Source organism: Variovorax sp. CAN15 (genome assembly GCF_030462475.1).
Lineage (GTDB): Bacteria > Pseudomonadota > Gammaproteobacteria > Burkholderiales > Burkholderiaceae_C > Variovorax.
In genome coordinates, this window is the sequence record NZ_JASMRZ010000080.1 from 1 (window position 1) to 22,848 (window position 22,848).

General features: G+C 68.6%; 21 protein-coding genes and 1 pseudogene. 11 read left to right on the forward strand and 11 right to left on the reverse strand.

The genetic code is table 11. The features are described from left to right. Positions 1–275: hypothetical protein (locus QMO14_RS28210; protein ID WP_301511240.1), on the forward strand; the 275-nt coding region annotated here is incomplete at its 5' end. A gap of 21 nt (positions 276–296) precedes the next feature. Next, on the forward strand, positions 297–1,067 hold the full coding sequence (locus QMO14_RS28215; protein WP_301511264.1) for a 3-hydroxybutyrate dehydrogenase: 771 nt from the start codon (positions 297–299) through the stop codon (positions 1,065–1,067). A 40-nt stretch (positions 1,068–1,107) separates the two neighbouring features. Here QMO14_RS28215 and QMO14_RS28220 read toward each other — a convergent pair whose 3' ends face one another. Further along, the gene (locus QMO14_RS28220; RefSeq protein ID WP_301511241.1) at positions 1,108–1,818 is read right to left on the reverse strand and encodes an SIMPL domain-containing protein; all 711 of its coding nucleotides are present in this window, start codon (positions 1,816–1,818) and stop codon (positions 1,108–1,110) included. An 81-nt stretch (positions 1,819–1,899) separates the two neighbouring features. Next, on the reverse strand, positions 1,900–2,253 hold the full coding sequence (locus QMO14_RS28225) for a hypothetical protein (RefSeq protein WP_301511242.1): 354 nt from the start codon (positions 2,251–2,253) through the stop codon (positions 1,900–1,902). 173 nt (positions 2,254–2,426) lie between these two features. Here QMO14_RS28225 and ompR point away from each other — a divergent pair, with 173 nt between their 5' ends. Both ompR and QMO14_RS28235 read left to right on the forward strand, forming a co-directional pair. After that, on the forward strand, positions 2,427–3,158 hold the full coding sequence (ompR, locus tag QMO14_RS28230) for a two-component system response regulator OmpR (protein ID WP_007837017.1): 732 nt from the start codon (positions 2,427–2,429) through the stop codon (positions 3,156–3,158). 74 nt (positions 3,159–3,232) lie between these two features. Beyond that, the gene (locus QMO14_RS28235; RefSeq protein ID WP_301511244.1) at positions 3,233–4,657 is read left to right on the forward strand and encodes a sensor histidine kinase; all 1,425 of its coding nucleotides are present in this window, start codon (positions 3,233–3,235) and stop codon (positions 4,655–4,657) included. A gap of 21 nt (positions 4,658–4,678) precedes the next feature. Here QMO14_RS28235 and ispF read toward each other — a convergent pair whose 3' ends face one another. Both ispF and ispD read right to left on the reverse strand, forming a co-directional pair. Continuing rightward, positions 4,679–5,170, reverse strand: coding sequence for a 2-C-methyl-D-erythritol 2,4-cyclodiphosphate synthase (gene ispF, locus QMO14_RS28240; protein ID WP_301511245.1), 492 nt, complete (start codon positions 5,168–5,170; stop codon positions 4,679–4,681). Further along, on the reverse strand, positions 5,167–5,889 hold the full coding sequence (ispD, locus tag QMO14_RS28245; protein WP_301511246.1) for a 2-C-methyl-D-erythritol 4-phosphate cytidylyltransferase: 723 nt from the start codon (positions 5,887–5,889) through the stop codon (positions 5,167–5,169). Before ispD ends, ispF begins: the two co-directional genes overlap by 4 nt. Positions 5,890–6,008: 119 nt before the next feature. Between ispD and mfd the strand changes: the two genes are divergently transcribed. The 3 genes from mfd to QMO14_RS28260 all read left to right on the forward strand — a co-directional run bounded on the left by mfd (position 6,009) and on the right by QMO14_RS28260 (position 11,378). Beyond that, positions 6,009–9,491, forward strand: coding sequence for a transcription-repair coupling factor (mfd, locus tag QMO14_RS28250; RefSeq protein ID WP_301511247.1), 3,483 nt, complete (start codon positions 6,009–6,011; stop codon positions 9,489–9,491). Beyond that, positions 9,488–10,198, forward strand: coding sequence for a phosphoserine phosphatase SerB (serB, locus tag QMO14_RS28255; RefSeq protein WP_301511248.1), 711 nt, complete (start codon positions 9,488–9,490; stop codon positions 10,196–10,198). Before mfd ends, serB begins: the two co-directional genes overlap by 4 nt. Positions 10,199–10,313: 115 nt before the next feature. Continuing rightward, on the forward strand, positions 10,314–11,378 hold the full coding sequence (locus QMO14_RS28260; RefSeq protein ID WP_301511249.1) for an Ldh family oxidoreductase: 1,065 nt from the start codon (positions 10,314–10,316) through the stop codon (positions 11,376–11,378). 13 nt (positions 11,379–11,391) lie between these two features. Here the strand turns inward: QMO14_RS28260 and QMO14_RS28265 are convergent, their stop codons facing one another. Next, the gene (locus tag QMO14_RS28265) at positions 11,392–11,721 is read right to left on the reverse strand and encodes a DUF6172 family protein (RefSeq protein ID WP_301511250.1); all 330 of its coding nucleotides are present in this window, start codon (positions 11,719–11,721) and stop codon (positions 11,392–11,394) included. Positions 11,722–11,790: 69 nt separating this feature from the next. Between QMO14_RS28265 and QMO14_RS28270 the strand changes: the two genes are divergently transcribed. Then, positions 11,791–12,018 (forward strand): hypothetical protein, encoded by a 228-nt coding sequence (locus tag QMO14_RS28270; protein WP_081267286.1) that lies wholly within the window; start codon positions 11,791–11,793, stop codon positions 12,016–12,018. A 1-nt stretch (position 12,019) separates the two neighbouring features. Here the strand turns inward: QMO14_RS28270 and QMO14_RS28275 are convergent, their stop codons facing one another. Next, positions 12,020–13,207, reverse strand: a complete 1,188-nt coding sequence (locus tag QMO14_RS28275; protein ID WP_301511251.1) for a PLP-dependent aminotransferase family protein — start codon at positions 13,205–13,207, stop codon at positions 12,020–12,022. Positions 13,208–13,339: 132 nt separating this feature from the next. Here QMO14_RS28275 and nth point away from each other — a divergent pair, with 132 nt between their 5' ends. Together nth and QMO14_RS28285 are read left to right on the forward strand one after the other, a co-directional pair. Next, positions 13,340–13,987 carry an endonuclease III gene (nth, locus tag QMO14_RS28280; protein WP_301511252.1) on the forward strand — a complete coding sequence of 216 codons (648 nt, stop codon included), beginning with the start codon at positions 13,340–13,342 and terminating at the stop codon, positions 13,985–13,987. A 24-nt stretch (positions 13,988–14,011) separates the two neighbouring features. Beyond that, the gene (locus tag QMO14_RS28285) at positions 14,012–14,869 is read left to right on the forward strand and encodes an Ivy family c-type lysozyme inhibitor (RefSeq protein WP_301511253.1); all 858 of its coding nucleotides are present in this window, start codon (positions 14,012–14,014) and stop codon (positions 14,867–14,869) included. Between the two features lie 20 nt (positions 14,870–14,889). Here QMO14_RS28285 and QMO14_RS28290 read toward each other — a convergent pair whose 3' ends face one another. Beyond that, positions 14,890–16,452: a methyl-accepting chemotaxis protein gene (locus QMO14_RS28290; RefSeq protein ID WP_301511254.1), complete on the reverse strand. Its 1,563-nt coding sequence runs from the start codon at positions 16,450–16,452 to the stop codon at positions 14,890–14,892. Positions 16,453–16,601: 149 nt separating this feature from the next. Between QMO14_RS28290 and QMO14_RS28295 the strand changes: the two genes are divergently transcribed. Beyond that, entirely contained in the window at positions 16,602–19,355 is a 2,754-nt protein-coding gene (locus QMO14_RS28295; protein ID WP_301511257.1) for a LuxR C-terminal-related transcriptional regulator, read from the forward strand. A gap of 17 nt (positions 19,356–19,372) precedes the next feature. Here the strand turns inward: QMO14_RS28295 and QMO14_RS28300 are convergent, their stop codons facing one another. The 4 genes and pseudogenes from QMO14_RS28300 to QMO14_RS28315 all read right to left on the reverse strand — a co-directional run. After that, positions 19,373–19,930, reverse strand: coding sequence for a histidine phosphatase family protein (locus QMO14_RS28300; protein WP_301511259.1), 558 nt, complete (start codon positions 19,928–19,930; stop codon positions 19,373–19,375). Further along, positions 19,927–20,721: an adenosylcobinamide-GDP ribazoletransferase gene (locus tag QMO14_RS28305; RefSeq protein WP_301511261.1), complete on the reverse strand. Its 795-nt coding sequence runs from the start codon at positions 20,719–20,721 to the stop codon at positions 19,927–19,929. Before QMO14_RS28305 ends, QMO14_RS28300 begins: the two co-directional genes overlap by 4 nt. Positions 20,722–20,912: 191 nt before the next feature. Then, positions 20,913–21,953, reverse strand: a complete 1,041-nt coding sequence (gene cobT, locus QMO14_RS28310; RefSeq protein ID WP_301511263.1) for a nicotinate-nucleotide--dimethylbenzimidazole phosphoribosyltransferase — start codon at positions 21,951–21,953, stop codon at positions 20,913–20,915. Further along, positions 21,950–22,753, reverse strand: a pseudogene (locus QMO14_RS28315) (cobyric acid synthase CobQ); the annotation flags it as partial. The pseudogene QMO14_RS28315 and the gene cobT, both read right to left, overlap by 4 nt. Positions 22,754–22,848: the final 95 nt, after the last annotated feature.

Here is a 22,848-nt window from a genome sequence, read left to right on the forward strand (position 1 = left end):
GTACCCCGCATATGCAGACAACGATGAACCTTCTCGAAAAGGCGTTCAGCCTGCACCCAGCCCCGTTCTGGACCGAGCGGCTGAAGCTAGCCAGGCAGACCCTGCACACCGCGAAGACGCGCGGTCACTTGAGCCCAGCAATTGCAGGCGCGCTGGCCGAAGAACTGGGCCAAAACCCGGATGAATGGATCGTGGTCGCAGCCCTCGAATCCGAGAAAGCCAGCGCCTGCAAAGAACGGATGCTGAAGCGCCTGCAGAGTGCAGTTCGCTCCTAATTCATCCGGAGATTGATCTTCATGCTCAAAGGCAAAACCGCGCTTGTCACGGGGTCCACAAGTGGCATTGGCCTCGCCATCGCCAAGTCACTCGCCCAGCAGGGCGCAAACATCGTGCTCAACGGATTCGGCGATTCAGCGACGCCCAAAGCCGAGGTCGAGGCGCTCGGCGTGCGCGCCGAATACCACGGCGCCGACATGAGCAAACCCGACCAGATCGAGGACATGATGAAGTTCGCAGCGTCGAAGTTCGGCCGCGTCGACGTCCTGGTGAACAACGCCGGCATCCAGCACGTCGCAAAGGTGGAAGACTTCCCGCCCGAACGTTGGGACGCGATCATCGCGATCAATCTCACGAGTGCCTTCCACACCACGCGGCTGGCGATCCCCGCGATGCGCGAGGCCAACTGGGGCCGGGTCATCAATATCGCGTCGGCGCACGGGCTGGTGGCGTCGGCGCAGAAATCGGCTTACGTGGCGGCCAAGCACGGCATCGTCGGCCTGACCAAGGCGGTCGCGCTGGAAACCGCGACCACCGGCGTCACCGTCAACGCGATCTGCCCAGGTTGGGTGCTGACCGCGCTGGTGCAAAAGCAGATCGACGACCGCGCGGCGCGCGAAGGCATCACGGTCGCACAGGCTCAGAACGATCTGCTGGGCGAAAAGCAGCCATCGCTGCAGTTCACGACCGTCGAGCAGTTGGGCGGTCTGGCCGTCTTCCTGTGCTCGCCGGCCGCCGACCAGGTCCGAGGCCAGGCCTGGGCCATGGACGGCGGCTGGACTGCCCAGTAGCGGGTAGCCCGCCAGTACGAGCCTCTTCCATATATGAGCTCTACTTGAGCTGCACCGAGCCCGAGACCGTCACCACCACGGCGGTCTTTCCGGCCTCGACCGGCACCGCCGAATCCGCCGACGAGAACGACTTGGCCTGCACCGCCATCATGCGCGGGCGAATCGGGCCGTTGTCGTTCGCATTCACCGACACCTCGCGCAGCGTGTAGCCGACGAAGCCGAAGCCCTTGGCCAGTTCGTTGGCCTTCTGCTTGAAGTTGTCGATGGCGATGTTCTGCGCCTCGGTCTCGGTCTTGGCCCGCTGTTCGCGGCTCAGGCCGAAGCCCACGTTGCCCACGCTGAGCGTGGTGATGCGCCCTGCCGTCTGGGTGATGCGCGGGAAGTCGCGGCCTTCGAGCACCAGTTCGGTCGAGCCCTGCCAGCCGTTGATCTTGCCGTCCTTGGTGTAGCGCGGCGACAGGCTGAAGTTGCCGGTGCGCACATCGAGCTGGCCCGCCTGCGCATTCTTCTTCGCTTCGGCCAGCGCGGCATCGAGCGCGGCCTTCAGTTGCGTCTGCACGGTGGCGGCGTCGGTCGCGTCGCGGGTGGTCACGAGGGTCATGCTCAGCATGTCCTGCTGGACTTCGACCGTGCCCGAAGCGGTCAGCTGCAGCACGTTCTGGGGTGCCGGCGTGGCGGCATTCTGGGCCATTGCCGTGCTGGCGGCAGCCAGGGCGGCACAGGCCGCGAGCAGTTTGATTTTTTTCTTCATGGCGAAGTACTCCCGTTGTTGGTATGAAAAGACACGTGGATGACATGCCTGCAGTTGCAGGCCGGGCGCGTCTGCGCAGGATCAGCGGCGCTGGCTGCGCGGCGCGGTCGGCGAGATGCTTGCCGGCGGCACCGGCACGATGCGCTCGGCCGGCTGCGATTCTGCCGAATTGAGCAAAGCACCCGCCGCGGGCGGGGTCCATTGACCGCGAACCTGCTGGCGCAGTTCGAACAGCTCGGCAGGCGTGAGGCGCCGCCCGGCAATGGCTTCCCCGCGCCGCATTTCCTCGCGCTGCGCGGCCCGGTGGGCAGCGACGGCGTCGCGGACTTCGCTGCGGCGCGCCTCCCCCACCCTGAAGAAGTCGCCAGACATCGCCAGCGAAGGGCCGCAGGCGAAAACAAGGAAGAGCGGCAGTACGGGAAAAGGACGGCTCATTGAGGCGAAAGTCATCGGAAGCCGTGACTTTGCCACTGCCAGACTAACGTCGGATGACGAGACGGCGAGTGTCCGCAAGTTTTGTAACTTAGTGTCAAACCATAAGCAAATCCGGCTCAACCGGACCGCAACGCCTTCAGAATCGGCCCTGTTACAAATTCGACGTTGTAGAAATGACTCAAGTTCCCGCTCGCACCGACAAGATCGTGATCGTCGACGACGACGCCCGCATCCGCGACCTGCTGCGCCGCTACCTGACGCAGGAAGGCTTCGAAGTGATCGTGGCCGAGGACGGCAAGGCGCTCAACCGCATCCTGTTGCGCGACACGGTCGACCTGATCGTGCTCGACCTGATGATGCCCGGCGAGGATGGCCTGTCCGTCTGCCGCCGCCTGCGTGCCGCCAACGACCGCACGCCGATCATCATGCTCACCGCCAAGGGTGAGGACGTGGACCGCATCGTCGGCCTCGAAGTCGGTGCCGACGACTACCTCGGCAAGCCTTTCAACCCCCGCGAACTGCTGGCCCGCGTGCATGCCGTCCTGCGCCGCCGCCCGCCGCTGGAGGCGCCTGGCGCCCCCTCCACCGAGAACGAGACCGTCACCTTCGGCCCGTTCGCCTTCGACCTCGGCTCGCGCACCCTCAAAAAGGACGGCGAAGAACTCTCGCTGACCACCGGCGAGTTCGCCATGCTGAAGGCGCTGGTGCGCCATCCGCGCCAGCCGCTGTCGCGCGAAAAGCTGGCGCAACTGGCGCGCGGCCGCGAATTTGAGCCTTTCGACCGCAGCCTGGACGTGCAGATCTCGCGCCTGCGCAAGCTCGTCGAGTCCGACGCCGCTGCGCCCCGCTACATCCAGACCGTCTGGGGCGTGGGCTACGTGTTCGTGCCGGACGGCACGGCCTGACGCCACGTTGAAAGGTGGCCGTCGGCCAACCCCCCAGACCAGGCTCTGCCCAGGAGGACGGCGCGCAGGTCACGATGCCGAGCCCGCTCGAAGCGAGCGCGCAACGTGACCGCCGTTCCGGCCTCAAGCTGGGCTTCAGCCTTTTCTGGCGCACCTTCTTCCTGCTCGCGCTGCTGCTGATCGGCTGTACGGTCGCCTGGCTGCAGACTTTCCGCTCGCTCGAATACGAGCCGCGCGCCATCCAGACAGCTCACCAGATCGCCTCGCTCGTGAACCTCACGCGCGCGGCGCTGGTGTATTCGGACGCCATCACCCGGGTCTCGCTGATCAAGACGCTGGCCGACCAGGAAGGCGTGCGCATCCTGCCACGCGAGCCCAACGACCGCTTCCAGCCCTACACCAGCGGCGCGCTCGACCTGCGCGTGACCGAGGAGCTCATCGACCAGCTCGGCGAAGGCACCACCGTGGCGAGCCGCGTGAACGACGAGGCCGGCCTGTGGATCGGCTTCACCATCGAGAGCGACACCTACTGGCTGCTGCTCGATCCCACCCGATTCAGCCGCGTGGGCGGCCGTACCTGGCTGGTGTGGCTGAGCACCGCCATGGCGCTGTCGCTGGCCGGCGCGGCGCTGATCACCCGGCTCATCAACCTGCCGCTCAAGCAGCTGTCGCGCGCGACCATGCAGGTGCGCGAGGGCGAGTACGAGGCGCACCGGCTCGACGAGCGCGCCCGCACCAATGAGATCCGCGCGGTCAACATCGGCTTCAACCGCATGGCGGACCAGCTCGCCAAGATCGAGCAGGACCGCGCCATCATGCTGGCCGGCATCTCGCACGACCTGCGCACGCCGCTGGCCCGGCTGCGGCTGGAAACCGAGATGAGCGTGGCCGACGAGGACGCGCGCGACCACATGGCGGCCGACATCGCCCAGCTCGACGCGATCATCGACAAGTTCCTCGACTACGCCCGCCCCGACCATGTCGATCCCAAGCCAGTGCTGCTGCGCGACGTGGTCGACGCCTGCACCTACGCCGTGCAGGACTACGAGGAGATGAACATCAAGGTCGAGGTGCCGCCCGACCTGCGCGTGATGGGCGACGAGGTCGAACTCACCCGCGTCATCTCCAACCTGGTCGAGAACGCGCGCCGCTACGGCAAGACGCCCGCCACCGGCGTGGCCGACGTGACGATCCAGGCCCAGGCCAACAACGACGCGGTGCTCATCAAGGTGCGCGACCACGGCGCGGGCGTCGAGCCCGCCCTGCTCGCACAACTGACCAAGCCCTTCTTCCGCGGCGACGCGGCCCGCACCTCGGCGGCCGGCGCGGGGCTGGGCCTGTCGATCGTGGCGAAGAACATCGAGCGCATGGGCGGCACTTTCGCGCTGACCAGCACGCCGGGCCGTGGCCTGGCGGCGCACATCCGCATGCCGCGCGCAATGCCGGCAGGCATGGTCAGGCCGGGCGAGCCTCCTGTCGGCGGCAAGAAGCCGGCCTGAACAACGCCAGCCAGGCCCGCGTCAGCGGTGCAGCAGAACGGCCGCGCGAGCTTCCATCGCGCGGCCCTCGCCCACCGGGCCCAGCTTCTCGGCCGTCTTGGCTTTCACGTTCACCTGTCCGAGCGCCACGCCCAGCGTGTCGGCGATGCGCTGGCACATCAGCGGGATGTGCGGTGCGAGCTTTGGGGCCTGAGCGATCACGGTGCTGTCGACGTTGCCGATCTCCCAGCCCGCCGCACGCACCCGGCGCGCCGCCTCGGCCAGCAGCACCGCCGAATCGGCACCACGAAACTGCGGATCGGTGTCCGGAAAGTGCCGGCCGATGTCGCCCAGCCCCGCGCCGCCCAGCAGCGCATCGGTGATGGCGTGCAGCAGCACGTCGGCGTCCGAATGGCCGAGCAGCCCGGTGGTGTGCGGGACCTCGATGCCGCCCAGGATCAGCTTGCGGCCCTCCACCAACTGGTGAACGTCCCAACCCTCGCCGATGCGGATGTTGAAAGAAGGAGCCGTCATGCCAGCCCCTTCTTGCGGCCCAGCAGAACTGCTTCAGCCAGAGCGAAATCTTCCGGGAAAGTCACCTTGAAGTTCTGCGCGCTGCCGGGCACCAGCAGCGGCGACAGGCCGACAGCCTCGATGGCGCCGGACTCGTCGGTCACCGCATCGCCGGTGCGCTCCAGCGCGTCGAGCAGCATGCCGATGCGGAACATCTGCGGCGTCTGCGCCAGCCACTTGTCGGCGCGCGGCAAGGTCTGGGCCACGCGGCTCTCGGTAGTGGACGACTTCAGCGTGTCCGCCAGCCGCTGCGCCAGCAGGCCGCCGACGGCGTCGTGCTCGCAGGCGGCAATGAGCGCCTCGATCTGGCTGGAGGTGACGAGGCAGCGCGCCGCGTCGTGCACCAGAACCCAGTCGTGCGCGCCGGCGCCCTTCTGGCGCAGCGCCGCCAGGCCGTTGCGCACGGTGGCCGCGCGGGTCACGCCGCCCACGCGCAGCAGGTATTCGTTCTCGGCCGGGAAGCGCGGCAGCACCGCGTTCACGTCGCGATCGTCCGGCGACACCACCAGCGCCAGCCCCGCGAAGCGCCCCCCCAGCGAGCGGAAGGCCTCCAGCGTGTGGGCGACCATCGGCAGGCCGGCCAGGCGCCGGTACTGCTTGGGCTGCGTGGACTGCGCATGCCCCGCGCGATGGCCGGAGCCGGCGCACGGGATCAGCACGAAAAGTCGGGAAGAGGACATGAGGGCCCAGCGTCGGCGGCGGCCGACAAGCGGATAAGGGGCCGCCATTCTAGAATTGCGCGCTACGCACACCCCTCGCCAGCCGGCGCGGGGTGTTGTGCATTTCCATCAAGCGTTCCATGGACCTCCCCCACCTCACGGCGGGCAAGCGATTCACGCTGCCGCGTCCCCCGTTGTCGGCCGATGCACTGCTGCTGGCGCAGCTGGCCATGCGCGAAAAAGGCGCCGGGCGCGCCACCGCGATGTTCACCGCAGACGCCAACGACGCCCAGCGCCTGATCGACGAGATCGCCTTCTTCGCCCCTGAGCTGCGCTGCGCCCTCTTTCCCGACTGGGAAACGCTGCCCTACGACAGCTTCTCGCCCCACCAGGACCTGATCAGCGAGCGCCTCGCCACCCTCTGGCGCATCAGCCAGAAAGAGGCCGACGTGGTGCTGGTGCCCGCCACCACCGCGCTCTACCGGCTGGCGCCGCCCTCCTTCCTGGCCGGCTACACCTTCCAGTTCAAGGCCAAGCAGAAGCTCGAGGAATCGAAGCTCAAGGCCCAGCTCACGCTGGCCGGCTACACCCACGTGACGCAGGTGGTGAGCCCCGGCGAATACGCGGTGCGCGGCGGCCTGATCGACCTCTTCCCCATGGGCTCGCCGGTGCCCTTCCGCGTCGACCTGTTCGACGACGAGATCGACTCCATCCGCACCTTCGACCCCGACACCCAGCGCAGCCTCTACCCCGTGCCCGAGGTGCGGCTGCTGCCCGGGCGCGAGTTCCCGATGGACGACGACGCGCGCGGGCGCTTCCGCAGCCGCTGGCGCGAACTGCTGGAGGGCGACCCGACCAAGAGCCGCATCTACAAGGACATGGGCAATGGCGTGGCCACGGCCGGTATCGAGTACTACCTGCCGCTCTTCTTCGACGAGACGGCCACCGTGTTCGACTACCTGGGCCCCGACGCCACCGTGGTGCTGCACGGCGACCTGGAACCCGCCTTCCAGCACTTCTGGCAGGACACTAACGAGCGCTACCGGCTGGTGCAGGGCGACCCCGAGCGCCCGGCGCTGCCGCCGGAAGCGCTGTTCCTGAACGCCGAGCAGTTCTACCAGCGCGCCAAGCCCCATGCGCAACTCGCCATTCGTGGCGACGTGCCCACCGAGGCGCCCTACGCCGAGTTCGACAAGCTCCCGCCCTTCGCCGTGGTGCGCGGCGCGGAAGACCCGCTGGTCGGCCTCAAGGCCCACATCGCGAAGACGCCGCACCGCGTGCTGCTGATCGCCGAGAGCGACGGGCGACGCGAGAGCCTGCTCGACTTCCTGCGCGCCAGCGGCGTGAACCCGCCGGCCTTCGACTCGCTGGCCGAGTTCGAGTCTTCCGGCGACGAGAAGATCGGCATCGCCACCGCCGCGCTCGCCTCGGGCTTCGCCTGGCGCGAACAGGGCATTGACTTCGTCACCGAGACCGAGCTGTTCGCCACCGCGCCCACCACGCGCCGACGCAACAAGAAGCAGGAGCAGGTCAGCGACGTCGAGGCGCTCATCAAGGACCTGTCGGAGCTCAACGTGGGCGATCCGGTGGTCCACAGCGCGCACGGCATCGGCCGCTACCGCGGCCTGATCCACATGGACCTGGGCCAGGGCAACGGCCCCGACGGCAAGCCGCTGCTGCAGGAAATGCTGCACCTGGAGTACGCAGACAAGGCCACGCTCTACGTGCCGGTGTCGCAGCTGCACCAGATCAGCCGCTACACCGGCGTCAGCGCCGACGAGGCACCGCTGCACAAGCTGGGCTCCGGCCAGTGGGAAAAGGCCAAGCGCAAGGCCGCCGAGCAGGTGCGCGACTCGGCCGCCGAGCTGCTGAACATCTACGCGCGCCGCGCGGCGCGCGAGGGCCATGCCTTTCGCTATTCGCCAGCCGACTACGAGGTGTTCGCCAACGACTTCGGCTTCCAGGAAACAGCCGACCAGAAGGCGGCCATCCACGCCGTGGTTCAGGACATGATCTCGCCCCAGCCCATGGACCGCCTCGTGTGCGGCGACGTGGGCTTCGGCAAGACCGAGGTGGCGCTGCGCGCCGCCTTCATCGCCGTCACCGGCGGCAAGCAGGTGGCCTTCCTCGCGCCCACCACGCTCCTGGCTGAGCAGCACTACCAGACACTGGTAGACCGCTTCGCCAAGTGGCCGGTGAAGGTGGCGGAGATGAGCCGCTTCCGCTCCGCCAAGGAAGTCGCCGCCGCCGCCAAGGGGCTGGCCGACGGGCAGGTCGACATCGTGGTCGGCACGCACAAGCTGCTCTCGCAGTCGGTCAAATTCAAGAACCTGGGCCTGCTCATCATCGACGAGGAGCACCGCTTCGGCGTGCGCCACAAGGAGGCGATGAAGGCCATGCGCGCCGAGGTCGACGTGCTCACCCTCACCGCCACGCCGATTCCGCGCACGCTGGGCATGGCGCTCGAAGGCCTGCGCGACCTGAGCGTGATCGCCACCGCGCCGCAGCGCCGGCTGGCCATCAAGACCTTCGTGCGCAACGAAGGCACCGGCGTGATCCGCGAAGCCGTGCTGCGCGAGCTCAAGCGCGGCGGGCWGGTCTACTTCCTGCACAACGAGGTCGAGACCATCGAGAACCGCCGCCAGAAGCTCGAGGAGATACTGCCCGAGGCCCGCATCGCCGTGGCCCACGGCCAGATGCCCGAGCGCGAGCTGGAGCGCGTGATGCGCGACTTCGTGGCGCAGCGCTACAACCTGCTGCTGTGCTCGACCATCATCGAGACCGGCATCGACGTGCCGACCGCCAACACCATCGTGATGAGCCGCGCCGACAAGTTCGGCCTGGCGCAGCTGCACCAGCTGCGCGGCCGCGTCGGCCGCTCGCACCACCAGGCGTATGCCTACCTCATGGTGCCCGACACCGAGGGCCTGACCAAGCAGGCAGCGCAGCGGCTCGACGCCATCCAGCAGATGGAAGAGCTGGGTTCCGGCTTCTACCTGGCCATGCACGACCTGGAGATCCGCGGCACCGGCGAAGTGCTGGGCGAAAACCAGAGCGGCAACATGATGGAGATCGGCTTCCAGCTCTACAACGAGATGCTGAGCGAGGCCGTGCGTGCGCTCAAGGCCGGCCAGGAGCCCGACCTGCTGTCGCCGCTGTCGGTCACGACCGAAATCAACCTGCACGCACCCGCCCTGCTGCCGGACGACTACTGCGGCGACGTGCACCTGCGGCTGTCGTTCTACAAGAAGCTGGCTACCGCGAAGACGCCCGACCAGATCGACACGCTGCTGGAAGAAATCGTCGACCGCTTCGGCAAGCTGCCGCCGCAGGCGCAGACGCTGATCGACACGCACCGCCTGCGCGTGCTCGCACGGCCTTATGGCGTGGTGAAGGTCGATGCCGCGCCCGGCATCATCAACATCACCTTCAAGAAAGATCCGCCGGTGGATGGCATGGCCATCATCCAGCTGATCCAGAAGAACAAGCACATCAAGCTCGCCGGCAACGAGAAGCTGCGTATCGAGCGCGAACTGAAAGAACCCAAGGAGCGGGCCCAGATGGTGCGCGACGTGCTGCGCAGCCTGGGCCAACCCACCGTCAAGGAAACCGTCACCGCATGAGCGCTACTGAAATCTCCCCCGGCCTCGTCATCCAGCGTGTGAAGCCGCCGCTGAAGCTCGCCGACTTCAAGCTGATCGCGTTCGACATGGACTCGACGCTGATCAACATCGAATGCATCGACGAGATCGCCGATGCGGTCGGCAAGAAGGCCGAGGTGGCCGCGATCACCGAAGCCACGATGCGCGGCGAGATCAAGGACTTCAAGGAGAGCCTGCGCCGCCGCGTGGCGCTGCTGAAAGGCGTGCCGGTGGAGGCGCTGCAGCAGGTGTACGACCAACGGCTGAAGCTCAACCCGGGCGCGAGCGAGCTGGTTGGGGCCTGCAAGAAAGCCGGCCTCAAGGTGCTGCTGGTGTCGGGCGGCTTCACCTTCTTCGCGAACCGCGTGAAGGAGAGCCTGGGCATCGACTTCGCGCGCTCCAACCTGCTCGACGAAGCCGGCGGCAAGCTCACCGGCGAGGTCGTCACGCAAAGCTGGGGCGACATCTGCGACGGCGCGGAGAAGCGCCGCACGCTGCTCGAAGTGGCTTCGCTCATGGGCATCTCGCCGCAGGAAACCATCGCTGTCGGCGACGGCGCCAACGACCTGCCGATGATGGGCGAAGCCGGTCTCTCGGTGGCCTACCACGCCAAGCCGAAGGTGCGCGAGCAGGCCATGGTCGCGATCAACGAAGGCGGCCTGGACCGCGTTCTCGAAATACTGCGATGACTGGTTAGGGCGTGATTCGGGGGGCGATCACGCCGACGGGGGACATTCGCGGAGGGGAGTACCCGGTGGCCTGCGCACACGCCCTGAACAACAGCAAACAACACGACGAGACAACATGACCGACACCGCCCCGCTCTACCGCGCCGACGCTCTCAAGGACTACGCCAGCGCACTCCTCCAAAAAGCAGGACTCGAAGCATCCAAGGCCGACAGCGTCGCCCGAACCCTGGTCGAAGGCGATCTGCTGGGCCACGACACCCACGGTCTCGCGCTGCTGGCCGGGTACGTGAAGGAACTGGAATCCGGCGGCATGACCCGCGATGGCGCCCCCGAAGTGCTGTCCGACCGCCCCGCCGCCGTGCTGTGGGACGGCAAGCGGCTGCCGGGCCCCTGGCTCATGGACCAGGGCATGGACCTGCTGGTACCCCGCGCGCGCGAACTGGGCACCGCCTCGCTCGTCATCCGCCGAAGCCACCACATCGCCTGCCTCGCCGTCTATATGCTGCGCGCGCTGCAGGAAGACATGCTCATGCTGCTGGCCTGCTCCGACCCCAACGCCGCCAGCGTCGCGCCCTTCGGCGGTACGCAGGCCGTGTTCACGCCCAATCCGCTGGCCATGGGCTTTCCGCTGTCGCAGGGCGGCGTCATGGTCGACATCTCGGCGTCCATCACCACCAACGGCATGAGCAACCGCAAGCGCGCGGCCGGCGAGACCTTCGCCGAGGAATGGCTGATCGACGCCACCGGCAAGCCGTCGAACGACCCGCAGGTGCTGTTCGACCAGCCGCCCGGCACGCTGCTGCCGGTGGGCGGCATGAGCCACGGCCACAAGGGCTACGGCATGGCGCTGCTGGTCGAGACGCTCACCGCCGGCCTCGCGGGCCACGGCCGGGCCGACCCGCCCGAAGGCTGGGGCGCCACGGTGCACATCACGCTGCACGACCTGAACGCCTTCGGCGGCAAGGACGCCTTCCTGCGCCAGATGGACCACGTGGCCGCGCAATGCCGAACCAACACGCCCATCGACCCGGCAAAGCCTGTGCGGCTGCCGGGCGAAGGCGGTTTGAAGCGCAGGGAAGCGCAATCGAAGAACGGGGTGCGGCTGCACCCGTCGATCGCGCGTGCGCTGCAGGATGCAGAGCAACGGCACGGCCTGCGGCTGGCGCAGGCGCTGATCTAGAAGAAAGCCTGGCTCAGTCTTCCTGGGTCTCGGAAGAGCCGGGAGCGGCTTCACCCTCGGGGCGAGGCTTGCGCTTGCCGGGCTTGGCCACGACCTCGACATAGAACTGTTTGCCACCCTCCTTGACCACGCCGTCGATCAGGCCGGTGATGGCCGAGAGGTGGACGACTTCGGCCGATTCCTCGGCCGCGCCGAACTTGCAGTCGAAGTCCCAGAAGTCCGCGCCTTCTGGCAATTCGCGCCGCCGTTCGCGCTTGATGTACTTGCGGATCTCGTGCTTGATGGCTTCGAGGAGACGGTCGGGGTGCTTGCCCTCGACCTGAAGCTGAAAGGTTTTTCTCATGGGTGATCGTAACGCCCCCGCCGCGCCGCTGTGTACAGTCGGCGCTTCGAATGAAAGCAGGTGAAAGACATGGCGCGCGCAAACGACTGGGCAAGCAAGGTGATGGCATTGATCAACGGTGGCAATCCCACCGCCGCCATTGCGCAGATCAAGGTCGCGCCCTCGGTCAAGGACCTGAAGGCGCTGCAGACCATCATGACGCTCTCGAAAATGAAAGGCCGCTATCCGAACGTGGATGCGGCCATTGCGGACAACCTGGAGTTGCTTGCAGCGCCCCGGCTGCACCGCTCCCCGTGATTTACAGCGCCTGACCCAGGCGCTTCACGCCCTCTTCGATCTTCGCCACGTCGGCCGTCGCGAAGCTCAGGCGCAGGGTAGCCACGTCGGGCTTCTCGGCGAAGAACGGCGCGCCGGGCACGAAGGCCACCAGTTTCTCGATGGCGCGCTTGGCCAGTTCGTTCGCATCGGCCAGCTTGCCGTTGGCACCCGTGAGTCGCGCCCAGAAGAACAGGCCGCCGCTGGGCTGGGTGAAGCTCACCGCGTCGCCCAGTTCGCGCTTGAGCGCATTGCCCATGGCCTGCGCGCGCTGGCCGTACACCTCGCGCACATGCGCCAGCGTGGCCGGCATGCGGCCGCTCTTGAGGTATTGCGCGGCCGTGGCCTGCGAGAAGGTGCTGGTGTGGGCGTCGCTGAACTGCTTGCACATGGTGGCCTTGGCCAGCAGCTCGGCCGGGGCGATCATCCAGCCGATGCGAAGGCCCGGGCTCAGCACCTTGCTCAGGCTGCCGCAATGCGCCAGCAGTTCGCGGCTGCCGGGCACGTCCTTGCTCAGCGACATGATCGAAGGCGGCGGCGCTTCGCCGAAATAGAGGTCGCCGTAGGGGTCGTCCTCCACGATCAGCGTCTGGTACTTCACGGCCAGTTCGAGCACCTTCTTGCGGCGCTCCAGGCTCAGCATGGCGCCGCTGGGGTTGCCGAAGGTGGGGATCAGGTAGACGAACTTGGGCTTGTGCTCGGCGATGAGCTTCTCGAGTTCGTCGGTCTTCACGCCGTTGGCGTCGATGGGCGCGCTGATGAGCTGCGCGCCGTAGAGGCGGAAGCACTGGATGGTGGCCAGGAAGGTCGGGCCCTCGACGATCACCTTGTCGCCGGGCGAGATCATGGTCTTGCCCAGCAGGTCCAGCGCCTGCTGGCTGCCGGTGGTGACGATCAGGCCGCTGGGGTCGACGTCCACGCCCTTGGTCTTCATGAAGGAGCTGAGCTGCGTGCGCAGGGGTTCGTAGCCTTCGGTGGCGCCGTATTGCAGCGCGCCGCCGGGTTCCTCGGTAAGTGCCTTCTGGCTCGCCTCCTTGAGGCCTTCGACGTCGAACATGGCGCTGTCGGGAAAGCCGCCCGCGAAGCTGATGATGCCGGGCTTGCCCAGCAGCTTGAAGAGTTCGCGGATGGCGGAGGTCTCGACGTTGTCGAGGCGGGAGGCGAATTGCATGGTCAGTCTCTCTTTCTGGGGTGGCATTGTCGCCAAAGCGCGGGCAATAAAGCTGCGTAAGGCTATCTGCTTTCGACGATATATTGCGCTTGCCGCTCTTGCGGCGCCCCTTCGACGCCCTCCCGACGCCCCATGAAAAAAGACAACATCCCCCTCTTCTTCGCCACCCTGCAGGCGGCCAACCCCGAGCCCGAGACCGAGCTGGAGTACAGCACCCCCTTCGAGCTGCTGGCTGCCGTGCTGCTGTCGGCGCAGGCCACCGACGTGGGCGTGAACAAGGCCACGCGCCGGCTCTTTCCGGTGGCGAACACGCCGCAGGCCATCCTCGAGCTGGGCGTGGAGGGGCTGGAGGAATACATCAAGACCATCGGCCTGTACCGCAGCAAGGCCAGGCACCTGATCGAGGCCTGCCGCATGCTGGTGGAACAGCACGGCGGCGAGGTGCCGCGCACCCGTGCCGAGCTGGAGGCGCTGCCGGGCGTGGGCCGCAAGACGGCGAACGTGGTGCTCAACGTGGCCTTCGGCGAGGCGACGATCGCGGTCGACACGCACATCTTCCGCGTGGGCAACCGCACCGGGCTGGCCCCGGGCAAGACGCCGCTGGAGGTGGAACTCAAGCTCGAGAAGCGCGTCCCACCGGAGTACCGGCTGCATGCCCATCACTGGCTGATCCTGCATGGCCGCTACATCTGCGTGGCCCGCAAGCCGCGCTGCTGGGAATGCGCGGTAGCCACCTTCTGCGCCTACAAGCCCAAGACGCCCGCGCCCAGATCGGCCTGAGACAAGCAAACGCCGCGAAGACGAATGAAGAGAAGCAAGACCACAACCACACCGACGAACCGCACCCGGGCGCTGCTGCGCGCCGCCCTGCTGGCCGCGCTGTTGCCGGCCGCGGCCTGGCCGCAACAGGGCGGCACGCAGTTCCCCAACAACATCGCGCAGTACACGGGCCGCTGGTCCGCCAACTGCGCGGACAACGCGGCTGCCGCGCTGCAGGTCCGCCAGGATTCGCTGATCGCCGAGAGCGGCAAGCGCCGCGTGGTCGCCCGCGAGCCGCAGACGGCCTACAGATTCTTCGGCAACAGCCCCCCGCCCGAAGGCTTCGACGTGGCGCTGATGAGCGACACCGGCAAGGCTGGCGCGATGACCTTCCTCGTCTATCGCGAATCGCGCGGCCAGTACATCACGCTGGATGCCGACAAGCCCGTGGCCGGCCAGCTCGGCCCCGAGATGCTGAAGCAGCGCTACTGGCGCTGCAACGGCGCCGCCCGCGCGCTGCCTCCATCCGCCGAGCCGGCCGCGAAGGTGCCGCCCCCGCCCACCGGAAGCCCCGCCGCGCTGGCGCAGGGCCCCGCCATGCAGAAGGCCTGGCGCGCCGCGCTGGGCACGCGCGAAACCGATCTCTGGCTGGTGCGCCGCGAAGGCCCGGCGCCCGAGCCGCAATGGGTGACGGTCGAGGGCACGCGCTACCTGCTGCATGCTTTCTGCAAGCCGCACGACTGCTACGACAACAACGCCATCGCGCTCTACGACCAAGGCTCGGGCCGCATCTACGGCCTGGTACAGCGCAACGGCAGCAACCGACTGGTGGGCACGCCGCCCGCCGCGCTCGCGCCCCGGATCGAGAAGCTCTGGCGCGAGCAGTGGCGCAAGTCGAACTGACCGGCCTCCGAGGGGCGGACTCAGGCCAGCTTGAACATCCGCACCGCGTGCACCAGCCCCGCGGCCTGGTCATTCATCGACTGCGCGGCGGCCGAGGCCTCTTCGACCAACGCTGCGTTCTGCTGGGTCGTGCGGTCCATCTGCTTGATGGCGTCGTTGACCTGGCCGATACCGGCCGCCTGCTCCTGGCTGGCGGCAGTGATCTCCGCCATGATGTCCGTCACGCGCCGCACGCTGCCCACGATCTCGTCCATGGTCTTGCCGGCTTCGTTGACCAGCGAGCTTCCCGCCTCCACCTCGCCGACCGAGTCGCCGATCAGCGTCTTGATTTCTTTTGCCGCCGCGGCCGAGCGCTGCGCCAGGCTGCGCACCTCGGAGGCCACCACCGCGAAGCCGCGCCCCTGCTCGCCGGCGCGGGCGGCCTCCACGGCGGCGTTCAGCGCGAGGATGTTGGTCTGGAACGAGATGCCGTCGATCACGCCGATGATTTCAACCACCTTCCTCGACGAGGCGTTGATGGACGCCATCTTCTCCACCACCTGATCGACCACCGCGCCGCCGCGCGAGGCCACCTGGGAGGCCGACTCGGCAAGCTGGTTGGCCAGGCGCGCGTTGTCTGCGTTCTGCCTGACGGTCCCGGTGAGTTCCTGCATGGCCGCGGCCGTCTGCTCCAGCGAGCTGGCCTGCGCCTCGGTGCGCGACGACAGGTCGCGGTTGCCCGAGGCGATCTGGCCCGATGCCGAGGCGATGGAATCGGTGCCGTCGCGCACCTGCCCCACCACCTTGGCGAGCTCGTCGTTCATCGAGCGCAGCGCGCGCATCAGCATGCCCGATTCCGATGCGTCGGCCACCTCGATGCGCGCCGTCAGGTCGCCCGCGGCCACCTGTTGCGCCACGGTCACTGCCTGCCCCAGCGGCCGCGTGATGGAGCGCGTCATGCGAAAGGCCAGCAGCAGCCCGCCGGCCAGCGAGGCGCAGCTGATCCACACGATCATCCACTTGGCGCGCTGGTACGCGGCCTGGGTCGACACGGTGCTTTCGTCGGCGCTCTGTCTCAGCTGAGCCTGGAAGGCCGAGACGTGCGCCAGCACCTGGTTGAGCAGCGGCATGCACTCCTGCGTCAGCACCTTCACGGCCGCGTCGGTCCGGCGCGAGGTGGCCAGGCCGACGATGTTGTTCGCGATGGGCAGGTACTGCGCTTCGAGCGCACGGAGCGTCTCGAGCATCCTGCGCTCCTCGGGCGTCGAGGCATCCGGCGCGGCCATCGCCGCCGCCAGGTTCTGCAGGCCACCGTCGATCTCGCGCTGCGAGATGGCGACCAGATCGATGTCGCCCTTCTGCGCCGCCGGATCGGACACCAGCGCCAGGTTGCGCGCCGCGATGGCGCGCTTGCCGATGGCGGACTGCACGTTGTTGAGCTCGTCGAGCTTGCGCTGGCCCACCTCGGTCGCGAAGGCGATGCGCTCGGAGAGGTTCGCCATCTGTCGCAGGCCGATGCCGGTGATGACAAGCTGCAACAGCAGCAACAGCGCAAAACCCAGCCCGAGACGGACTCCGATCTTGAGGTTGGAAAGATCGAACATGAGGATTGCTCCAGTGGACTTGTTGTAAGGGGCTCCCCCGCGTCATCGGCAGCGCGTGCGCGCGCCACCCCACCCTCGAAGGGTGGGGACGGGCAAACCCTCGAATATGGGATTCGATCCGCGCCCGGGATGACCCAGAATCCGCATCGATGCAACCCGCCCCAATCCCTGGCACGCCCGCGCTGCGCACGCGAAGCCGCCGCCTGCTGGTTCGTCAAGGCCTGCTCGAAAGGCTCGATGGGCCGGACTCCCGCCGGTGCGTGGTGCTGCGCGCTCCGGCGGGCTTCGGCAAGAGCTCGCTGCTGCTGACCTGGCAGCGCGAGCTGGTCTCGGCGGACGCCGGCATCGCGTGGCTCAGGCTCGCCGAACTTCCCGAGGGCGACCTTCATTTCATGACCGGCCTGATGACGGCCCTGGCTGGCATCGACACCGCCATTCCCGGACACGCGCTGGCACACGCCGTACCCGATGCGCTATCGATGGAGCGAATGGTCATCGCGCTGGTGCGCGGCATCGCGGCGCATGGCCGCAGGGTGGTGCTGATCGTCGACGACGTGCATTGCGCGCAAAGCGGCAACGTTCTGCACGCGCTGCAGCTGCTCGTCGAGTACGCCCCGTCCAATCTGCTGTGCGTGTTCGCCAGCCAGGACGAGTTGCCGATGACGCTGGCGCACGCCCCTGCCTCGAAGACGGTGCTGGAGCTGCGCAACGACGACCTGCGCTTCAGCCTGCCGGAATCGATCGACTATCTCGGAATGCGGCTGCCCCACCTCGACGAGCGCGCCGCCGCGAGCATCCATCGGCTGACCGAAGGCTGGCCCGCCCTGCTGCGGCTGGCCAGCGCCGACGTGCGCCGCCGGCGCGGCGTGCAGTCGCCGCTGGTGCATGGCGTGGCCGATCCGGAGCCCTTCGCCGCCTACTTCCATGCACACGTCTTCCCACGCCTGTCGGAAACGCAGCTGCGCCTGCTCACCTGCTGCGCCGCCACCACCCGCTTCAGCGCACCGCTGTGCGCCGACCTGGCCGGCGATGGCTACACACCGGCCCTGTGCGCCGAGCTGCTGGAGCCGCTGGTGCGCGAGGGCCTGCTGTCGCTCATACCGGAAACGCCCGAGGCGGCCACCCAAGAGCGCTGGTGGCACATGCACCCACTGCTGCGCAGCGTGCTGCTGGTGCGCTTCGCGGACTGGCCGGAGGCCGCGCGCCTGAGGGTGCATGCCACGGCCTGCCATGCCTTCGCGACCCGCGGCATGCACCACCAGGCCGTTCGGCATGCGCTCGCGGCCAACAACCACGAAACGGCGGCGCGGCTGGCCGAGCGCGGCGCGGAGGCGCTGTTCACCCGGGGCAAGATGAGCGAAGTGATCGCGCTGCTGCGCCAGCTCGACGCCCGGACGGTCGCAGACAACGCCAATCTCGGTCTCTGGATTGGCTGGGTCGAACTGGCCGATTACCGGCTGGACGACTGCGCCCGCAGCATCGAGCGGCTGCGTGCCATGCCCGGCGCGCTCGATCCGACCATGCGCTACCGGCTGACGCTGCTGGGCTGCCTGCTGGCCATCCGCAACGACGACAACGACGCGCTCTCGTGGCTGCTGCCCGAGCTGCTGGCCCCGCCGCCCGCCGCCGACGAGTTCGCGATGGCCGGCAGGCGAAACGTGCTCACCTGGCTGCACCTGCACCGCGGCGAGTTCGAGGAGGCGCGACGCATCCAGCGCGACGAGCCGGCGCCGCGCATCGACGGCGAACCGGTGGCCGGCACGCTGTTCGGGTCGCTGGTGGGCCAGTGCCTGGTCGGGCTGTCGTACGCCGTCGAAGGCCAGATGCACCGCGCGGAGCGCATCTACCGGCAGGTGCTGGGCGAGGCGCAGGAGCGCGGAGCGCGCTGCGCCGAGGCGGCACGGCTGACCGCGCAGTTGCTGGTCGAGGTGCTGTACGAGCAGCAGGGCCCGCTGGTGGCCGCGCGCTTCATGCAGGAGCAGCTGGACACGCACAACGGCCTGATTCCCGACACCACCCTGCGCATGATCATCGTGGCGAACCGCGCGCAGCAGGCCGCCGGCCGGCTGGGCGACGCGCTCGAACATCTGGCGCAGGCCGGAGACTTCCTGCGGCGCTTCGGCATGGACCGCGCGCTGGCCTGCGTGCTGCTGGAGCAACTCGGAATCCACCTCGCGAACGGCGACGCCGGTGCCGCGCGGGCGTCGTTGCAGGAAATGGAAGCGCTGCATGCCAGGCATCCGGGCGTCGGACCCGGCACGCTGCGGCGCATCGCGGACGTGGTGGAGCGCGCGCGCATCCGCATGGCGATGCATGACGGCGAGCTGCCATCGGCGCTGGAAAAAATCGAGCGCCTGTCGAATCACTACGAAGAGCGCGGGCAGGTTGGCCTCGTGGCCTCCCTCCAGCTGCAGGCTGCGGAGGTCGAACACAGGCTCGGGCGCGCGCAGGCGTCGAGGACGCGCGTTTGCGCAGCCCTGCGCCTGGGCCACCGGCTGGGCCTGCTGCAGACCCTGCTGTGCGCGCACGACAACGCCCTGCCGCTGATTCTCTCGGCCGCCGCCATCCCCAATCTCGACCCGGTGCTCGGCTTCTTCATCGAGCGCATCGAATCATTGGACCGATCGCAGCGCAACGCACGCGCCGAGCCCCCGCCCGGGCCGCGCCTGCGCGACGACCAACGCCTGACGAAGCTGCTGACGCTGCGCGAGGCCGAAATCGCCGAACTGCTGCTGCAATCGCTGCCCAACAAGAAGATCGCCCTCACCCTCGGCCTGTCGCTCGACACGGTCAAGTGGCATCTCAAGAACATCTACATGAAGCTGGACGCCCATGGGCGCGGCGCGGTGGCGCAGCGCATGCGGCGGGAACTCGAGCGCGACGGAGGCGGCAGCGGCAAGTAACCGCCGCGCCTGTCGGATCAGACTGGATTGTCGAAAACCAGCCAACCGCCGAACGGCATCTCGCCGGAGGGCCATTCGCCTGCCATGGCGGGACAACGGATGCCGCGCCGCAGCAATGTCACCGCGCGCAGCACGCCCGCATGCGTGACCCAAAGCGTGTCGCTCGGCTTCGCCAGCCATTCGTCATGCGCATCGGCGATGCGCGACATGAAGGCGCGCACGCTCTCGCCGTGGGTGCCGGCACGCAGATCGGCGAAGTCGGCCATCCAGGCATCGAAGTCCTCGCGCGGAATGTCGGCCCATGGCCGGCCCTCCCAGGCGCCGAAATCCATCTCGGCCAGCCGCGCGTCCTGCTGGACCGGCAGGTCCGGGCGCAGCGCGGCGATGGCTTCGGCCAGTGCCACGCAGCGCCTCAGCGGAGAGCTGCACAGCATCACGCCAGCAGGCAGCAAGGGCGCGATGCGCCCGGCGGCGGCCAGCGTGGCGTCCGCATGGGCTTCAAGGTCCGTCGCACCGTAGCAGAGGCCGGGTTCGGCCACGACCGGCGCATGGCGCTGGAGCCAGAGCGTGCTCATGCTTTCCAGGCCAGAACGAGGTAGATGGCGAGCTCGCAGACCTGCTGCGTCGCGCCCAGCCCGTCGCCCGTGAAGCCCTGCAGCCGCCGCATGAAGAGCCGCGCCATCCAGCCCGCCGCGAGCACGGCCGCGAGCACTGCTGCCCCGACGTGGGCCGCGTCGTGCGCCTGCAGCAGCAGGAAAACCGCGGGCAACGCCCACACGAAGGCGATGAGCAGCGCACCAGGGCTGATCGCATCCACCAGCGGCTTTGCCTTGCTCGCGCCGCTGTCGCCCACGTAAGGCAGCCAGCGGATCAGGAACAGCGGCATCAGCCGCGAGAGCACATGCGCGCCGACGATGGCAATCGCCGCCGCCTGCAGCCCCTGCCCCGCCAGCGCGGCGAGCAGCGCGAACTTGAGGCCCAGCGCCAGCACCAGCGCCACGGCCCCGAAGGCGCCGATGCGCGAATCCTTCATGATTTCCAACGCCCGCTCGCGGCTCGCCGAGCCACCCAGGCCGTCGGCCACATCGGCCAGCCCGTCTTCATGGAAGGCACCGGTGAGCATCACCGTGGCGACCGTACTGAGCACCGCGGCGGCCAGCGCGCCCGCTGTGCCCGGCAAGCCCCAGGCCACGCCCGCGAAAACCAGCGCCGCCACCCCGCCCGCCAGCCAGCCGATGCCGGGCAGGTGAGCCGCGCTCGCGCGCAGCATCTGCGGGCTGAAGCCGACCCACTCGGCCAGCGCGCCCGTCACCGGCACCCGGGTGAAGAACTGCAGCGCGAGCAGGAAATGGCGGATACCGCTCACGGGAGTACCTTCGTGCTTCGCACTGCGGTGCGAGCTTGCCTGGGGCGGCCCGGCGCGGCGCTCATTGGAGTACCTCCGTGCTTCGCACTGCGGTGCGAGCTTGCTTGGGGCGGCCCGGCGCGGCGCTCATCGGAGTACCTCCGTGCTTCGCACTGCGGTGCGAGCTTGCTTGGGGCGGCCCGGCGCGGCGCTCATGCGTCCTTTCGAGACACGCCAGCCGATTCGAAGCTCGCCATCTCGCGCAGGATGCGGCAGGCGGATTCGAGCAGCGGCCAGGCCAGCGCGCCGCCCGAGCCTTCGCCCAGGCGCAGGTCGAGCTGCAGCAGCGGCTCCAGCCCCAGCCGCTCCAGCAGCAGTGCGTGGCCCGGCTCGGCCGAGCGGTGCGCGGCCACGCAGCGCTGCGCCACGTGCGGCTGCAGCGCCTGCGCAACCAGCACCGCGGCGCTGGCGATGTAGCCGTCGACCACGATCACACGGCGCTCGCTGGCTGCCTGCAGCACCGCGCCGACCAGCGTCGCCAGCTCGAAGCCGCCGAGTGCCGCGAGCGCTTCCAGCGGAGCCTCCGCGTCCGCGTGCAGCGCCAGCACCTGCCGCAGCACCTCGCGCTTGCGCGCCAGTCCCGCCGCGTCGAGGCCGGTGCCGATGCCGATGCAGGCGTCGATGTCCAGCCCGCCCAGGCGCGACAGCAGCAGCGCGGCCGACGAACTGTTGCCGATGCCCATCTCGCCGAGCAGCAGCGCATTGCCGGGCAGCGCGCGCACCACCTCGCGCCCGTTGGCGATCGCCTGCGCGCATTGATCGGCGCTCATGGCAGGCCCCACGGAAGCGTCGGCCGTGCCTGCCGCGATGCGGCGCGAGACCAGCCCCGGCCGGGCCTGGAAGTCGCGTCGCACGCCGCAGTCCACCACCGTCAGCGCCAGACCGTGCTGCCGCGCGAGCACGCTCACGGCGGCGCCGCCGGCCAGGAAGTTCTCGACCATCTGCCAGGTCACCTCGCTCGGGTAGGCCGAGACGCCGCGCGCCGCCAGCCCGTGGTCGGCGGCGCAGACCAGCATCTGCGGCGCCTCCAGCACAGGCTTGTCGGTGCCGAGGATGCCGCCGATGCGCAGCGCCAGCGCCTCCAGCCGGCCGAGCGCGCCCACCGGCTTGGTCTTGTTGTCGAGCGCGGCCTGCAGGCGGGCGGCGAGCGCGGCATCGGAAATGTCGGGGATCGTGGGAACGAGGTCGGTCATGCAATCAGTCCGGCGAGGACGCCGGCGTCGAAGTGGGTGTCGATGAAGTCGGCCAGGCCGTCGAAGGTGGATTCCAGTGTGGGCGCCGAGGCGCCGAAGAGCGCGTGCAGCGCGCCCGGATCCTCGAACAGGCCGTGAAGATAGATGCCGAGCACGTTGCCGCGCGCGTTCTGCCAGGCCAGAGCGTCGGGCATCACCGCGCGGCCGTCGTGCGCCAGTTGCGGGTGCTCGGCGGTCTGGCCGTGATGGATTTCGTAGCCGGCCACCGCCACGCCCGACAGCGGGCTCCAGCTGCCGGTCAGCTCGCCGAAGCCGGCCGTGCGGTGCCGCACCGTCTTCTCGCGCTCGAACACCGTCACCAGCGGCAGCAGGCCCAGCCCTGGCGCATTGCCGTCGATGCCGTGCGGATCGACCAGCGCCTCGCCCAGCATCTGCAGGCCGCCGCAGATGCCCAGCACCGCGCCGCCGCGTTCGGCATGCGCGGCCACCGCGCGGTCCAGCCCCTGAGCGCGCAGCCAGGCTAGGTCGCCACTGGTGTTCTTGGAGCCGGGCAGCACGATCCAGTCGGCGCCGGCCACGTCGGCGGGCGCGCGGGCCCAGACCAGCCGTACGCCCGGCACGTTCTTGAGCGCCTGGAATTCGTCGAGATTGCTGATGCGCGGATAGGCGACGACGGCCACCGTGCGCGTGACGGTGCCGCTGGAGCGGCTGCGGTCGTCGAACACGCCGTCTTCCTCGGGCAGGCCGTGCTGCCACCACATGGGCAGCGTCGCCACCGGCGAAATCGCCGACTGGGCGCGTCAATTGGGTGCCGACGCCGTCTTCGACAAAGCGGTGGAGCTCGACGGTTTCTTCGCGCTGTGCGCCAGCCTGAAGGAGAAAGGCCGGGAGCGAG